Source organism: Streptomyces sp. NPDC058637, from assembly GCF_042717325.1.
Classification (GTDB): Bacteria; Actinomycetota; Actinomycetes; order Streptomycetales; family Streptomycetaceae; genus Streptomyces.
This window is the reverse complement of the sequence record NZ_JBHXRD010000023.1, coordinates 54,348-68,840: the sequence shown is the minus strand read 5'-3', so window position 1 is coordinate 68,840 and position 14,493 is coordinate 54,348. Positions and strand designations below refer to the sequence as shown.

General features: G+C 71.8%; 13 protein-coding genes. 4 read left to right on the top strand and 9 right to left on the bottom strand.

Translation table 11 applies throughout. The annotated features are described in order from the left end of the window. Window positions 1–49: 49 nt before the first annotated feature. The 4 genes from ACFWVP_RS23170 to ACFWVP_RS23155 form a co-directional block, all read right to left on the bottom strand. Entirely contained in the window at window positions 50–925 is an 876-nt protein-coding gene (locus ACFWVP_RS23170; RefSeq protein WP_384499324.1) for a carbohydrate ABC transporter permease, read from the bottom strand. After that, window positions 922–1,923 carry a carbohydrate ABC transporter permease gene (locus ACFWVP_RS23165; RefSeq protein ID WP_384499323.1) on the bottom strand — a complete coding sequence of 334 codons (1,002 nt, stop codon included), beginning with the start codon at window positions 1,921–1,923 and terminating at the stop codon, window positions 922–924. Before ACFWVP_RS23165 ends, ACFWVP_RS23170 begins: the two co-directional genes overlap by 4 nt. Window positions 1,924–1,965: 42 nt before the next feature. Next, complete coding sequence (locus ACFWVP_RS23160; RefSeq protein WP_384499322.1) at window positions 1,966–3,351, bottom strand: ABC transporter substrate-binding protein; 1,386 nt, start codon at window positions 3,349–3,351, stop codon at window positions 1,966–1,968. A 102-nt stretch (window positions 3,352–3,453) separates the two neighbouring features. Beyond that, entirely contained in the window at window positions 3,454–4,590 is a 1,137-nt protein-coding gene (locus tag ACFWVP_RS23155) for a substrate-binding domain-containing protein (RefSeq protein ID WP_384499320.1), read from the bottom strand. A gap of 149 nt (window positions 4,591–4,739) precedes the next feature. On the opposite strand from ACFWVP_RS23155, the gene ACFWVP_RS23150 reads away from it, so the two are divergent. Then, entirely contained in the window at window positions 4,740–5,570 is an 831-nt protein-coding gene (locus ACFWVP_RS23150; protein WP_384499318.1) for a sulfite exporter TauE/SafE family protein, read from the top strand. A gap of 22 nt (window positions 5,571–5,592) precedes the next feature. On the opposite strand, the gene ACFWVP_RS23145 is transcribed toward ACFWVP_RS23150, so the two are convergent. Beyond that, a complete protein-coding gene (locus ACFWVP_RS23145; RefSeq protein WP_384499316.1) occupies window positions 5,593–7,122 on the bottom strand; it encodes an amino acid permease in 1,530 nt (509 codons plus the stop codon). A 59-nt stretch (window positions 7,123–7,181) separates the two neighbouring features. Next, window positions 7,182–8,189, bottom strand: coding sequence for a hypothetical protein (locus ACFWVP_RS23140; RefSeq protein WP_384499314.1), 1,008 nt, complete (start codon window positions 8,187–8,189; stop codon window positions 7,182–7,184). A gap of 369 nt (window positions 8,190–8,558) precedes the next feature. Between ACFWVP_RS23140 and ACFWVP_RS23135 the strand changes: the two genes are divergently transcribed. Genes ACFWVP_RS23135 through ACFWVP_RS23125 form a run of 3 tightly spaced genes read left to right on the top strand, consistent with a single transcriptional unit; the run spans window position 8,559 to window position 12,678 of the window. Next, a complete protein-coding gene (locus tag ACFWVP_RS23135) occupies window positions 8,559–9,992 on the top strand; it encodes an FGGY family carbohydrate kinase (RefSeq protein ID WP_384499312.1) in 1,434 nt (477 codons plus the stop codon). Further along, the gene (locus tag ACFWVP_RS23130; protein WP_384499310.1) at window positions 9,989–11,419 is read left to right on the top strand and encodes an FAD-dependent oxidoreductase; all 1,431 of its coding nucleotides are present in this window, start codon (window positions 9,989–9,991) and stop codon (window positions 11,417–11,419) included. Before ACFWVP_RS23135 ends, ACFWVP_RS23130 begins: the two co-directional genes overlap by 4 nt. Continuing rightward, window positions 11,416–12,678, top strand: a complete 1,263-nt coding sequence (locus tag ACFWVP_RS23125; protein ID WP_384499309.1) for an NAD(P)/FAD-dependent oxidoreductase — start codon at window positions 11,416–11,418, stop codon at window positions 12,676–12,678. The genes ACFWVP_RS23130 and ACFWVP_RS23125 overlap by 4 nt, the downstream gene beginning before the upstream one ends. 18 nt (window positions 12,679–12,696) lie before the next feature. Here ACFWVP_RS23125 and ACFWVP_RS23120 read toward each other — a convergent pair whose 3' ends face one another. The 3 genes from ACFWVP_RS23120 to ACFWVP_RS23110 all read right to left on the bottom strand — a co-directional run bounded on the left by ACFWVP_RS23120 (window position 12,697) and on the right by ACFWVP_RS23110 (window position 14,393). Beyond that, window positions 12,697–13,275 carry a hypothetical protein gene (locus ACFWVP_RS23120; protein ID WP_384499308.1) on the bottom strand — a complete coding sequence of 193 codons (579 nt, stop codon included), beginning with the start codon at window positions 13,273–13,275 and terminating at the stop codon, window positions 12,697–12,699. Window positions 13,276–13,337: 62 nt separating this feature from the next. Further along, window positions 13,338–13,760, bottom strand: coding sequence for a DUF350 domain-containing protein (locus ACFWVP_RS23115; protein WP_380198163.1), 423 nt, complete (start codon window positions 13,758–13,760; stop codon window positions 13,338–13,340). An 81-nt stretch (window positions 13,761–13,841) separates the two neighbouring features. Beyond that, window positions 13,842–14,393 carry a DUF309 domain-containing protein gene (locus ACFWVP_RS23110; RefSeq protein WP_384499306.1) on the bottom strand — a complete coding sequence of 184 codons (552 nt, stop codon included), beginning with the start codon at window positions 14,391–14,393 and terminating at the stop codon, window positions 13,842–13,844. Window positions 14,394–14,493 lie beyond the last annotated feature (100 nt).

The following is a 14,493-nucleotide window of genomic DNA, read 5'->3' as shown; positions in this document are numbered from 1 at the left end:
GGTGGTCCGGGGCGGTTCGGCTGTGTGACGGCGCGTCCGGGGGGTTCGGCTACTTGACGGCGCCCGCCGTCAGACCGGACCGCCAGAAGCGCTGGAGCAGGGCGAAGGCGAGGATCAGGGGCAGCACCGCGAGCAGCGAGCCCATGATGACGACGGGGTAGTACTCCGGTGAGACCGAGGCGGAACTGTTCCAGGAGTAGAGGCCCAGGCTGACCGGGTACAGGTCCTGGTCGGAGAGCATCACCATGGGCAGGAAGAAGTTGTTCCAGATGGCCGTGAGCTGGAAGAGGAAGACGGTGACCAGCCCCGGGCCGAGCATCCGCAGCGCCACCCGGAAATAGGCGGCCAGCTCACCCGCGCCGTCCATCCGGGCCGCTTCGAGGACCTCGTCGGGCACGTACCCCTGGCTGAAGATCCGGCCGAGGTAGACGCCGAAGGGATTGAAGAGGACCGGGATGAAGACCGCCCAGAAGGTGTTCACCAGTCCCGTGCCGGACGCCATCAGGTAGAGCGGCAGGGCGAGCACGGTCTGCGGCACCATGACCGCGGCCAGCACCAGACCGAACAGCTTCTCCTTGTGCGGGAAGCGGTACTTGTCGAAGGCGTAGCCGCAGGCGATGCTGATCAGCGCGCCGAGCGCCGCGCCCAGGACCGCGTACAGCAGGCTGTTGCCGTACCAGCGCCCGTACAGGCCGCCGTCCATGGCGAACAGGTCCTTCGTGTTCCGCAGGAAGGACAGGTCGCTCAGCGACAGGACGTCGCTGCTGAACAGCGCGTCCCGGTCCTTAGACGCGGCGAGGACCAGCCACAGCACCGGCAGCAGGGTGTACAGCACAGAGATGCCGACGACCAGGTTGACGACGGAGCGTCCGAGGAGCCTGGGCCGCAGGGGCGCGGCGGTGCGGGGTGCGGTCGACGCGCTCATCGGGCGTCCTCCTCGGCGGCGTTCGCGCGGTTGGTCCAGCGGGTGACGCCGTAGGAGAGGGCGATCGTGCAGAGCAGCAGGACGACCGAGGCCGCTGCCGCGAGGCCGTAGTTGTTGCGGGTGAAGGCGGCGTCGTAGATGTACATGCTGGGGGAGAAGCGCGAGTTGATCATCGGCGTCGACTGGCTGAGCAGCATCGGTTCGGTGAAGAGCTGGAGCGCGAAGATGAGGGTGAACATCGCCACCATCACGATCGAGGACCGGACCAGCGGGGTCTTGACCTGGAGCGCGGTACGGACCGGGCCTGCCCCGTCGACGACCGCGGCCTCGATCACCTCGCGGGGGACGGCCTGCAGGGCCGCGTAGAACACCACCATGTTGTAGCCGAGGTTGCTCCACAGCGCGATGTTGACGATGGACGGGAGCACGGTGTGCACCCCGAGGAAGTCGACGGTGATGTCGGCCTTGCCGAGCAGTTCGATGACCGGGCTGATCCCGGGGGTGTACAGGTACAGCCAGATCAGGGCGGCGATGATGCCGGGCACGGCGTGCGGCAGGAACAGCGCGAGCTGCGCCGTCCCGCGCAGCCGCACCACACCGGAGTCCAGCAGCAGTGCGAGCGCGAGGGCGCCGACCACCATGAGCGGGATGTAGATCAGGCAGTACAGGGCGACGATGCCCAGACCGCCGAGGAACGTCGGGTCGGTGAGCACGGCGCTGTAGTTGCGGAGCCCGGCGAAGACCGTGCGCTCCGGTCCGAACCCGAGCCCGGGCTGGTCGTCGCTGAAGAAGCTCAGGTACACGGCGGTGCCGACCGGGACCAGGAAGACGGTCACCAGAAGGACGAAGAACGGTGTCATCAGGATGCCGCAGGCGCCGAGTTCACGGCGTCGGGCGGACCTGCGGGCCGTGGGCGCCGGTGCGGCGGCGGCCGGACCCGCCGGCGTGGTCCGCGCGGGGGCGCCGGGCGCCGTGGATACGGGGGTGGCGCTGGTCATGGGTGTCACCTGCCTCTCTGCTGCTGGATACGGGATCGCGGATCAGGTGGAGCGCCGGGTGGTGGACAGGCCGAGCGCCCTGAGGTCGGGCATGGTGCCCCGCTGGGCCTCCCGGACCGCCTCGATGATCGAGCCCTGGCCGCCGCTCGCCCGCGCGAACCCGTCCTGCATGACCTTGCCGGTGGCCGTCATGCGCGGACCCCAGATCCAGCCGTCCCGGATCGTGCGGGCCTCCCGCTCGAACAGGGTGTAGATGTCCTGGCCGTCGTAGTAGGCGCGGTCGAAGGCCTCGCGGCCGACGTCCACGAGACCGGGGGCGGCCGGATACTGGCTGCTCGTACCGCTGGAGAGCCGGGCGCGCAACGCGTCCGGGTGCGTGACCTGCCACTCGATGAACTCCATGGCGGCCTCCGGATTCCGGCAGTCCTTGGTGATCGCGAAGGTCGAGCCGCCGTGGGTGCCGACACCCGGGTCGGACGCGTCCCACTGCGGCAGCGGTGCCAGGGCCCACCTGCCCTTCTGGCCGGGCCTGGCCTTCATCTGCGCCCCGGCGTCCCAGGCACCGCTCAGCCGGGTGAGCACCAGTCCGTTGCCGATCTGGGCGTCGCTCTGCCGGCTCTCCACCGCGTTCATGAACACGAGGTCCCGGTCGACGAGCCGCTGCCAGTACGCGGTGACGCGACGGGTCGGGGCGTCGGCGAGCGAGACGTTCCAGGCGCCGCCCGCCGTGTCGAACCACTGGGCGCCGGCCTGCCACGCGTACGCGGCGAGCTGTGTGGCACCGTCCGTGGGGAAGAGCACGAGCCGCCGCCCGCCGCCCCTGCGCCGCACGGTCGCGGCGGCCTCCTCGAAGTCGTCCCAGGTGCGCGGTACGGCGATGCCGTACCGCTCGAAGAGGTCGGTGCGGTAGTGCATCACCATGGGCTCTATGTCGAGCGGGACGCTGAACACCCGCTTCTCGAACGTGGTCAGGCCCAGCGCCTGCGGCAGCAGCGCGGCCCGCAGCCCGTCACCGACCAGATCCGTGATGTCACGGCAGACCCCGTCGATCGCGAAACCGGGCACCTGGGGGTACTCGATCGTGGCGATGTCCGGGGCGTTGCCCGCACGTGCCGCGTTGCTGAGCTTGGCGTAGCCGCCCTGGCCACCCGAGGGGACCTGCTGGAAATCCACCTGGATGGTGTCGTGCCCGCGGTTGAACGCGTCCACGACCTCCTGGCTGCCCCGCAGGGCGGACCAGAAGGTGACACGCGTCTTCCTTCCGGTCCCGCTGCTGCTGACGGTCTTTCCGGTACTGCTCGTGCTGTTACTGCTCGTGCTGCCCGATCGCTGGGCTCCGTCACCGCCGCCACAGGCGCTGAGCGCGCCTGTCAGGGGCAGTGCGGCGATCGTGGCGAGCACGGATCGACGGCTCTGTCGACCAGGCATGGGTGCCTCCCGCGGCTCCTGATTCGAGACACGGGGAATACTGATCGGCTGATCGATACCGGTCAATAGATCGATCAAAAGAAGCTTGAAGCGGTCAAACGCTCACTGCTCCGGGTGGCGCACCTCCTGCGCCGATCCGCGCACCTCGAGCGAGGGCAGCAACTCCACCCTGCGCACCGGGCCGGTCGCACCGGCCGGATGCCCCAGCCGGTGCAGCAGCAGCTCCGCCGCGGCCCGCCCGATGTCCGCCTTCGGCGGGGCGACCGCCGTCAGCGGGGTGCTGCCCAGGGCGGCGACCACATCGTCGTACGCCACCACCGAGCAGTCCTCCGGCACCCGCACCCCGCTCTCCGTCAGCCGCTGGACCAGCATCAACGCGTCCTCGTCGCCGTGCAGGACGGCCCCCGTCGCCCCGCGCCCGCGCAGCAGGGCGGCGAGATCCGGCGCGGTGTCCTCCGGCGCCGGGGACCGTCCAGGGCCCGCGTTCGCGGCACTGAGCACCACCGCCCAGTCCTCCACCTCCGGCCGCGCGGCGGCGATCTCCGCGAACGCGGCCCGGATGGACCGGGCCGTGGGGCTGTCGTTCCGGGCGGCCAGCACGATGCGCCGATGCCCCAGCGAGACCAGGTGGTCCACCGCCAGATGCGTCCCGTACCAGTGGTCGGAACAGACCGAGTCCAGGGCGTGCAGCGCGCTGCCGGCCCGTGGCCGCCGCTCCATCAGGACCGTCGGCACCCCCAGCCCGGCGAGCCAGCCGTAGTCCGCCTCCTCCTCGACCGCGCTGCGCCACCGGGGAGCGATCAGCACACCGCGCGCACCGCCCGCCAGGGCCCGCTCCACCTGCGGGCGTTCGGCCCCGGCGGACTGGGGGAAGATGTGCAGGGCGATGCGCATCCCCGCCGCCTCCAGGGTGGTCCGGGCGCCGTGCAGCGTCTCGTACAGATACGAATGCCGCTCCGGAACGACCAGGGCGATCGCGCCGCCGTCCGCCGCCGGGTCCACATGGTGCCCGCCGGCCCGCGGAGCGGGTACCGGAGTCGTCCGCTCGGCGTCCCCCACCGGCCGGACCACCCCGTGCCCCCGCCGTAGCCTGCCCGCCCGGGACAGTTCCTCGACGTCCCGCCGGAGCGTGACCACGGAGACGTCCAACTCGGCCGCGAGCGCGCTCACATTGACCGCACCGCGTGCGTGTACCACCGCGAGAATGCGCTTGCGCCTCAGTTCCACCGGCTCCCGCATGGTGCTGGCCCCCTTGCCGCACTGCTGTGCTGTGTTCGTTTGAACGTTTCTGTGAGCGGTCGCAGCATAGCGAGGGACCGCGCAGGGGGTTGCCGTGGAATGGAACGATCAAGCGCCGAAAAGCAGGTGTGCCTACCATCTGATCCGGAATGGACACCATCACACTCTGGCAACTGGCCGCGCTCGCGGCGGCATCCACGCTCGTCGGCTTCTCCAAGACAGCCGTCAGCGGTGCCAATACGATCAGCCTCGCGGTCTTCGCGGCCGTACTCCCGGCCCGCGAATCGACCGGAGTGCTGCTCCCGATCCTGATAGCCGGCGACATCCTCGCCGTACTCGTCTACCGCCGCCACGCGCACTGGCCGACGCTGCTGCGGCTCTTCCCCGCCGTCGCCGTGGGAGTGGTGGCGGGCACCGTCTTCCTGATGTGGGCCGACGACGGCGCCGTGCGCACCTCGATCGGAGCGATCCTGCTCCTCATGTCGGGCGTCACCCTCTGGCGCCGTCGCGCCACCACGAAGGCCGGGGCCGCGACACCCGCGAAGGCCGATGCGGAGACACCGGAGGAAACACCGGCAGGGGCAGGAACCGGGGCGGGGGCACCGGCGGAGGGGCCGCCGCGCGTCGGACGGCTCAAGGCACGCTCGTACGGTGCACTCGGCGGCTTCACCACCATGGTCGCCAACGCCGGCGGCCCGGTGATGTCGCTCTACCTGCTCTCCGCGGGATTCCAGAAGCTCGGCTTCCTGGGGACGTCCGCGTGGTTCTTCCTGATCGTCAACACGTCCAAGGTGCCGTTCAGCGTGGGCCTCGGCCTCATCGACGCCCGCTCACTGCTCCTGGACGCCGCCCTGGTGGCGTTCGTCATCCCCGGGGCGTACCTCGGCCGGGCCTGCGTGGGCCGCATCAACCAGAAGCTCTTCGAACAGATCGTGATCGGAGCCACCGTCCTGGGCGGCCTCCAGTTGCTGCTGCGTTGAAGGCCACCCGGAAGGTGACGGGTCAGACGATGCCCTCGGCGATCTCCGCCTGCTCACGGGCGTTCCCGTACGCCGCCGGGGTGCCGTACGAGCGACGCGCGACGAACCACCACACGGTGGCCAGGACCAGCACGGCGACCAGCGCGATCGAGGCGTAGTTCATCGAGTCGACGGTCACCGGCGACGACTGGGGCAGCAGGAAGATCACGGTCACGATGGCGACCCAGACCACGGCGATCCAGCCGATCGGCTTGGACCAGCGGCCCAGATGCCAGGGGCCGCGCTCGAACCGGTCACCCGCGCGCAGCTTCAGGTAGATCGGGATGGCGTACGCCGGGGTGATGCCGATGACGTTGATCGCCGTCACCGCGCCGTACGCGGTGGCGGAGTACAGCGAGGGGACGGCCAGCAGCGCGGCGACACAGACCGAGAGCCACACGGCGGGCACCGGCGTCTGGGTGCGCGCGCTCACCTTGCGCCACAGCGCGGAACCCGGCAGCGCGTTGTCGCGGCTGAACGCGAAGACCATGCGGCTCGCCGCGGCCACCTCGGCGTTGCCGCAGAACAGCTGGGCCGCGATGACGATCAGCAGCATCGCGGTGGCGCCCGCCGTGCCCAGCGCGTCGATCAGGATCTGGGCGGGCGGCACGCCGGTGGCGCTGTTCTGGGTGCCCGCGTAGTCCTGGATGGCGAAGGTCAGGCCGGCGAGCAGGACGAAACCGGCCACCCAGGACACCCAGATCGCCCGGACGATGCCCTTGGCCGCCGTCACCGACGCGTTGGAGGTCTCCTCCGACAGGTGGGCGGAGGCGTCGTAGCCGCAGAAGGTGTACTGGGCCAGGAGCAGGCCGATCGCCGCCACGTAGAGCGGGTTCTCCCAGCCGGTGTCGTTGACGAACTCGGTGAAGACGAACGACGGCGACTGGTGGTTCGAGGGCACGATCGCCAGCACCGAGACGATCACCGCGACACCGCCGAGATGCCACCAGACGCTGATCGAGTTGAGCACGCTGACCAGGCGGACACCGAAGAGGTTCAGCACGGCGTGCAGCAGCAGGATGCAGAGGAAGATGACCATCGTGGCGCCGGGAGTGGGATCGAATCCCCACTGCAGATTGAGCAGCGCACCCGTGAACAGCGCGGCGCCGTAGTCGATGCCGGCGATCGCGCCCAGCAGACCGAGCAGATTCAGCCACCCCGTGTACCAGCCCCACTTGCGGCCGCCGAGCCGGTCAGCCATGTAGTACAGGGCCCCCGACGTCGGGTACGCGCTGGTGACCTCGGCCAGGGCCATGCCCACACAGAGGACGAACAGGCCGACACCGGCCCAGCCCCAGAGCATCACCGACGGGCCGCCGGTCGACATGCCGAAGCCGTACAGCGTCATGCAGCCGGAGAGGATCGAGATGACGGAGAAGCTGATCGCGAAGTTGCCGAAGCCACCCATGCGGCGGGCCAGCACCGGCTGGTAGCCGAGCTCGCGCAGCCGCTCCTCCTCGTCCTTCGGCGGGGCGGGGTCCGGGCTCGACGCGGGTGGTGCGGATATGGACATGGCGAAACCTCCGGAAGGGAGTGGGGGACGGTGCGGTGGGAGAAGAAGAAGTGGTGCGGTCAGTCGCGAGGACCCCTGCTCGGCCGGTCCTCGGCCGCCAGGCATCGGCTACGGGCCCGCAGGAACACGTCCTCGGCCCCGGCCGGATCACTGGGGTGACGGGTCCGGTACGCCCACGGGGCCGAGGTGTAGTACGGCCCCAGGGCGCGGAACACCGGTGCGGCGTCGGCGAACTGGAGCGATCCCCACAGGGCGTGCGCCAGATGGTTGAGATCGAGCAGCGACTGCGCGGCCGGGTCGGACCTGGTGAACCAGGTGTGCAGCGCACGCTGGGCGTCGCGCTCGCCGTCCTCGGTGACCCAGTGCAGGTCCAGGGCCTTCTCGTTGCCCTGGCCGAGCCGGTAGCGCTCCACCCGCACGTACAGCGGGAGCGCATGGAGCGGGGAACCCTCCGGAGCCGAGGAAGCGGCCCACTGGACGAAGTTGACCGCCTCGGAGAGGGCTTTGCCCGTCTGCCGCGCGTAGACGAACTGCAGCATCCGGTGATAGGCCTCGCGGTTGAACGGATCGCGCCGGTCGGCCTCGGCCAGCAGCCCCCACGGTCCGGGAAACAGCATGGGCCCCGGCGGAAGCAGCCGGTGCTCCTCCAGCCGCTGACCTTCGTCGAGCTGGGACAGGGCCAGCAGACAGACCCAGGGCACCGGGTCGGCGGGGGAGGCGTGCGCGGCGGACCGGCAGCCCTCCCAGGCCTGCTGCCACAACTCCTGTGCGCGTGCGTGCTTCTCGCGATGGGCGCGCACCGCGCGCTCCACGATCACCCGGGCGTGCATCACGGTCGCCGCCACACTCCGCGGTTCCTCGGCCAGCCAGGCCCGGACCGCGTCGGAGCCCGCCGCCACGGTGGCGAGGACCTGCGTGCGCCGCGTCCACGTCGCCCAGTCGGGCGTGCCCTCCAGGAGATCGCGCATGGAGAGCCAGCGTCCGGTGCGCAGATCCTGCAGGGCCGTGCGTAAGTCGTGGTCGTGCCCCGCAGGGTGGTAGACCGGCTTGAAGTCGCTGGGAGTCATGCGCGCCCCGCCCCTGGGCGGCCTGCGAGGGCGGTGCGGTGCGCCGGGCACCGAGGCACGGTGCATGGTCTGCTCGTCATGAATCCTCGAGGACGTGGGGGGGCTGGGCGGGTCCGGTCACGAATCCACCGTCGAGCGTCCGGTTGACCGCTCGGCGGTGAGTGTAGAACGCACCGCGCCCCGCGTCGGACGACTTTGCGGATCTTACTCAAGTAGCGGTTACATACAGGACGTTGATCTCCATCGGACCTCGTCCACGGGATGTTCCGGCCAGGGTTGACGCACGGCGTGGTCTGCACGACTGTGGGCACAAGGACCAGATGATCACGATTCCGCCCGCCCTGGGCGGCCCGTACGGCTGGAGTGGCGATGACAGACCCGGTGCTCGCCATCGACCAGGGAACCTCCGGCACGAAAGCCCTGGTGATCTGCCCCGAGCGCGGTGTGATCGGCTCCGGTTCCGCCCCGGTCCGCCCCCGGTACGCGTCCGGGGGAGTCGTCGAGACCGACCCCGCCGAACTTCTCGGCTCGGTCCTCGACGCGGGCCGGCAGGCGCTGGCCGAGGCGGGCGAACCCGTCGCGGCGGTCGGACTGGCGAACCAGGGCGAGACGGTCCTGGCCTGGGACCCCGCCACCGGCCTGCCGCTCACCGACGCCGTGGTCTGGCAGGACCGGCGGGCCGAAGCCCTCTGTGCCGGACTGGCCCCGTACGCCGAGGAGTTGAAACAGCTCACCGGCCTGCCCCTCGATCCGTACTTCGCCGCGCCCAAAATGGCCTGGATTCGCCGCGAGCTGACCCGCGAGGGCGTGGTGACCACCAGCGACTCCTGGCTGGTGCACCGGCTGACCGGAGCCTTCGTCACCGACGCGGCCACCGCCGGACGCACCCAGCTGCTCGACCTCCACGACACCGACTGGTCACCGCGGGCCCTGGAGATCTTCGGCCTGTCCGACGAGCGGCTGCCCGCCGTCGTCGACTGCGCCGGACCGGTCGGCACCACCACCGCGTTCGGCGGCGACATCCCCCTCACCGGACTCCTCGTCGACCAGCAGGCCGCCCTGCTCGCCCAGAACGCCCTGGATCCGGGCAGCGCCAAGTGCACGTACGGCACCGGGGCGTTCCTCCTGGCGCAGACCGGTAGCCGCCCCAGCACCGGTTCGTCCGGACTCGTCAGCTGTGTCGCCTGGCGGCTCGGCGGGCGTACGAACTACTGCCTCGACGGACAGGTCTACACGGCGGCCTCCGCCGTGCGCTGGCTCACCGACCTCGGGGTGATCTCCGGCGCGGCCGACCTCGACCCGGTCGGCTCCGGGGTCCCCGACAGCGGCGGCGTCACCTTCGTACCCGCGCTCGCCGGACTCGCCGCACCCTGGTGGCGCGGCGACCTGCGCGGCTCCGTGACGGGCCTCGGGCTCGACACCACCGCCGGCCACCTGGTGCGCGCCCTGTGCGAGGGCATCGCCGCCCAGGTAGTCGCCCTCGCCGAAGCCGCCGCGGCCGACCTGGGCTCACCCCTGACCGCACTGCGCGTCGACGGCGGCCTCACCCGCTCCGCGCTCCTCATGCAGACCCAGGCCGACCTGCTGCAACGGCCCGTCGAGGTGTCGGCACTGCCCGACGTCACCGCGCTCGGCGCCGGTGCCGTGGCCCGGCTCGGGCTCGACCCGGGGCTGGACGTGCGGCACGCGACACCGGAATGGGAACCCTCCGCCGTCTACGAGCCACGGATCGGCCCGGCCGAGGCCGCGGCACGCCTCGACGGATTCCGCATCGCGGTGGACACCCTGCTGGAGCGCGCATGACGGTCACGGTCACCACGGCCGGCAGCCTGCCCGGAGCCACCGGTCCGGGCGGTCCGGACGGGGTGTACGACGTCACCGTCGTCGGAGCGGGCGTCGTCGGCTCGGCCATCGCCCGCGAACTGGCCCGCCACCGCCTGCGCATCGCCCTCCTCGACGCCTCCGACGACATCGGCAACGGCACATCGAAGGCCAACACCGCCATCCTGCACACCGGTTTCGACGCCGTCCCCGGCTCCCTGGAGGCCCGCCTCGTCCGCGAGGGCCAGGCACTGCTCGCCGCCTACGCGACGGAGACCGGCATCCCCGTCGAGCGCACCGGAGCCCTGCTCGTGGCCTGGGACGCCGACCAGCTCGCCGTACTGCCGGAGCTGCTCGCCAAGGCCGGACGCAACGGCTACGGAGCGGCCCGCGTCATCGGCGCCGACGAACTGCGTGCCCGCGAACCCCACCTGGGCCCAGGCGCGCTCGGCGCCCTGGAGATCCCCGACGAGAGCGTCATCTGCCCCTGGACGACCCCGCTCGCCTTCGCCACCCAGGCCGTACGCGCCGGAGTCCACCTGCACCTCAACTGCCGCGTGACCGACCTCGCCGACGACGGCGAAGCCCACACGGTGAGCACCTCGCGCGGCCCGCTGCGCACCCGGTACCTGGTCAACGCGGCCGGACTGTACGCCGACGAGATCGACCGGCTCCTCGGCCACGACGTGTTCACCGTGACCCCGCGCCGCGGCCAGCTGATCGTCTACGACAAACTCGCCCGCGGCCTCGTCAGTCACATCCTCCTGCCGGTGCCCACCTCGGCCGGCAAGGGCGTACTCGTCGCCCCCACCGTCTTCGGCAACGTGCTCCTCGGCCCCACCGCAGAGGACCTCGACGACAAGACCGCCACCGGATCCACCGCCGACGGCCTGCACCTCCTGCGCGAGCAGGGCCGCCGCATCGTGCCCGCGCTCGTCGACGAGGAGATCACCGCCGTCTACGCGGGACTGCGCGCCGCCACCGGACAGGAGGACTACCGGATCCAGGAATACCCCGGCCTGCGGTACGTCGCCGTCGGCGGCATCCGGTCCACCGGCCTGACCGCGTCCATGGCCATCGCCGGACACGTCACCGGACTCCTCGCCGGAACCGGCCTGGAGCTCGGCGCCCCGCGCGACCTCCCGCCCGTCACGATGCCCAACCTCGGCGAAGCCTTCCCCCGGCCCTACCTGCGGGCCGACCTGATCGCGAAGGACCCCGCGTACGGCACGCTCGTCTGCCACTGCGAGTACGTCACCCTCGGCGAGATCCGCGACGCGCTCGACTCCACCGTCCCGCCGCAGTCCCTGGACGGCCTGCGGCGCCGCACCCGCGCCCGGGGCGGCCGGTGCCAGGGCTTCCACTGCGGCGCCGCCGTCCGCGCCCTGTTCGAGGAGGCACGACCATGACCGGGAGCGGGCGGGCCGACCGGAGCGTCGACGTACTGATCGTCGGCGCGGGCCCCGCAGGCCTCGCCGCCGGGGCCGAACTGGCCGCCGCCGGCGCGGGCCGGGTCGAGATCCTGGAACGGGAACAGGAGGCGGGCGGCATCCCCCGCCACTGCCACCACGGCGGATTCGGCGCGCACTTCCCCCGGGGCGGATTCGCCGGACACTTCATCGCGGGCGGCGCGACCGGACCCGCGTACGCCCGGCAGTGCGTGGCCGCCGCCGTACGCGCGGGCGCCGACCTGCGCACCGGAGTCGCCGTCACCGGCTGGGCCGGCCCCCTCACCGTGGAGACCACCGGGCCCACCGGGCTCGAACGGATCACCGCCCGGGCCGTCGTCCTCGCCACCGGCGCCCGCGAACGACCACGCAGCGCCCGCCTGGTCCCCGGCACCCGCCCGCCCGGCGTCTACACCACGGGCGAACTCCAGCAGGCCGTCCACCGGTACGGGCAGCGGATCGGCACCCGGGCCGTAGTCGTCGGCGACGAGCCGATCGCGGACGCGGCCGTCGCCACCCTGCGCGCCGCCGGGGTCCGGATCGTCGCCATGGTCACGGACCGGCCGGCCGCGCCCCTGCGCGTACGGCAGCGGGTTCCGCTGCTCACCGGTGCGACCGTCACCGGGATCGAGGGCCGGACACGGCTGACCGGCGTGACCCTGCGCCGCACGGACGGCCGCACCACGACCCTGCGCTGCGACACCGTCGTCCTCACCGGCGACTTCGTCCCCGAGCACGAGCTCGCCCGGCGCGCCGGGATCGTCCTCGACCCGGGCACCCGCGGACCCGCCCACGACGCCGCGTACCGCACCTCGCGGCCCGGTGTCTTCGCCGCCGGGAACCTCCTGCACGCGGTGGAGCGCGCGGGCGTCGCGGCCGAGGAGGGACGCGCCGTGGCGGTATCCGTCCTGCACCGCCTGTCCGGTACCGACCGACCCGCCTTCGTGGGACGGCCCGTGGTGGTCGACGCCCCCCTGCGGTGGATCGCGCCCAACATGACGGGCCCGGACGCGATCACGCGTCCGGCGGGGGACCGGTTCGTGCTGCGCACCGCGCGGAGGCTGTCCCTGCCGCTGCTCGTGGTCAGCCAGGGCGGACGTGAACTCCACCGGCAGCGGCTGCTGTTGCCCGCCGTCCCGGGGCGGCCCCTCCACCTGGCTGCGGGCTGGACGGACCGGGTCGATCCGGAGGGTCCTGCCGTACGCGTCTTCGCGTCGTAGTCCCGGGGGGCGTCCGGGTCAGGGAATGAGCAGCTGGTCCGCGCAGACGGCCGCCACCAGGCCGATGCCCAGCAGCCAGCTCCCGAGGCGGGTGCGACCGTTCCGGCTGAGCTCGATCACCACGCCGCAGAGGATGAGCGCGAGCCCGTACACGCCGACTACCAGCACGGACGAACGGCTCGCGATGCGCAGTGCCAGGACGACTGCCATCGCGGCCATGCCCACGGAGGAGAGGGCGATCCGCAGACGTCTCGCCTGACGAGGCGTCAGTCTTTGCCTCTCGGGGGCTTCGGGGGCAATCCCGGCCGTCTCGGAGGTCCCGTCGACATCATCCGTCACGGGGGTCACGGGGGTCACGGGGGTCACGGTCGGCCGGACGGGCTCGGGTGCCTCATCCGTATCGTCCGGCTCGCTCGGCTCGTTCTGCACGACCGCCTTGCGGGGCGCGGGCGTTCCGGTGCGTCCGGTGGTCCCGTCGGGGCCCGTGGCCCGGTCGGGCCCGGCTGTGTCGCCGGGCCCGGCTATCCCCTCGGGGCGTCGGTCCGTTTCCCGCTCCCGGGTCCGGTCCTGCTGCTGATCCTGGTCGGAAGTGCTCATGACGCCGGATCGTAATGGCTGCGCAGGCCGGTGTTCGCCGGTCGGGCGGATCACCCGTTCGATCAGGCGATCGACGCCGACACGATCGCCGACACCGCCAGATTGCAGGACGCCGTCACCCACACCGCCGGGTGCGGCTCCCGCTCGACGAGCGTGGCGCCCAGCTTCCCGGGCGTCACCAGGTCCACCACCAGGAAGGCCGCGGCCATCATCACCAGACCGAGCAGCCCGAACGCGGCGGTGGACGCGAGGCCCTTCCCGAAGTCCTCGTACGTCGTCCAGATCGAGGTGAACACGATGCCGCCGATGCCCAGCAGGGCGGAGCTGAGCAGCAGCGCCGCGTTGCGGTTGCGCTCCTCCCATATCTGGCGGCCCAGCTTGCCCGGGGTGAGCGCGTCGATCAGAAATATGCCGAGAACGAGCAGTACGACGCCGAGGGCCCCGTAAGCAGTGGCACGGCCGAGGCCGTTGATGATGTCGGTCATCGGGGCGTCCATCTCCTGAGCAGTGGTCGAGGCTTGGGACGAGACGTGCGCGATCAACACGCCGTCAAGAAAGGGCAAAACCTATCGCACGCCCGTACTCACTCCCCGGCCCGGCCCCCCGGGTCGCAACCGCGGCGCCTCCGTGGAGGCGTCCACGACCCGCGCACCCCCGCCGGCTTCTCCCGCGCTCCCGTCTCCCGGCGGATCCACCCGCCCGGCCAGCTCCTGCGCCCAGGAGATCAGGGAGCCCACCCCGATCCCGTACGGATCCGCCCCCCGGAACCCCTCCACCGCCGCCGCCCCCCGTCTCAACAGCCGAGCTCCGCCCGCGCTGTTGCCCCGCGCCGCGTGTGTCAGTCCCACCGCCATCTGCGCGAGGCCCCGCCACAACTCCCGCTCCGCATCGGGCCCCGACTTCCAGGCGTCCTCGAACACCTCGTGCGCATGGAACGGCATACCCGCGTCCAGCAGCCGCTGGGCCTCGCGCACCGTCCCGTCGGGGGAGCGCACGACCCCCTCGGGCTGGCGCTCCACACCCGGAGTCCCGTACGGCAGCGGGCGCCCCAGCCCGTCACGGGGGCGCGCATTGCGCGCCCGCCCTTCTTCGTCGCGGTCCCTGCGAGATTCGTCCACCCCCCGATTGTGCCCCGCACCTGCGGCGAACCGCGTGAACCCTGTCCGTGGCCCCCCGCGCACGACTAGGCTCGGAGTCCTCCGCAACCACCTTGGGAAG

Coding starts and splice junctions, on each gene's coding strand:
- ACFWVP_RS23170 (WP_384499324.1), bottom strand. CDS start 925: ATGAGCGCGTCGACCGCACCCCGCACCGCCGCGCCCCTGCGGCCCAGG.
- ACFWVP_RS23165 (WP_384499323.1), bottom strand. CDS start 1,923: ATGACCAGCGCCACCCCCGTATCCACGGCGCCCGGCGCCCCCGCGCGG.
- ACFWVP_RS23160 (WP_384499322.1), bottom strand. CDS start 3,351: ATGCCTGGTCGACAGAGCCGTCGATCCGTGCTCGCCACGATCGCCGCA.
- ACFWVP_RS23155 (WP_384499320.1), bottom strand. CDS start 4,590: ATGCGGGAGCCGGTGGAACTGAGGCGCAAGCGCATTCTCGCGGTGGTA.
- ACFWVP_RS23150 (WP_384499318.1), top strand. CDS start 4,740: ATGGACACCATCACACTCTGGCAACTGGCCGCGCTCGCGGCGGCATCC.
- ACFWVP_RS23145 (WP_384499316.1), bottom strand. CDS start 7,122: ATGTCCATATCCGCACCACCCGCGTCGAGCCCGGACCCCGCCCCGCCG.
- ACFWVP_RS23140 (WP_384499314.1), bottom strand. CDS start 8,189: ATGACTCCCAGCGACTTCAAGCCGGTCTACCACCCTGCGGGGCACGAC.
- ACFWVP_RS23135 (WP_384499312.1), top strand. CDS start 8,559: ATGACAGACCCGGTGCTCGCCATCGACCAGGGAACCTCCGGCACGAAA.
- ACFWVP_RS23130 (WP_384499310.1), top strand. CDS start 9,989: ATGACGGTCACGGTCACCACGGCCGGCAGCCTGCCCGGAGCCACCGGT.
- ACFWVP_RS23125 (WP_384499309.1), top strand. CDS start 11,416: ATGACCGGGAGCGGGCGGGCCGACCGGAGCGTCGACGTACTGATCGTC.
- ACFWVP_RS23120 (WP_384499308.1), bottom strand. CDS start 13,275: ATGAGCACTTCCGACCAGGATCAGCAGCAGGACCGGACCCGGGAGCGG.
- ACFWVP_RS23115 (WP_380198163.1), bottom strand. CDS start 13,760: ATGACCGACATCATCAACGGCCTCGGCCGTGCCACTGCTTACGGGGCC.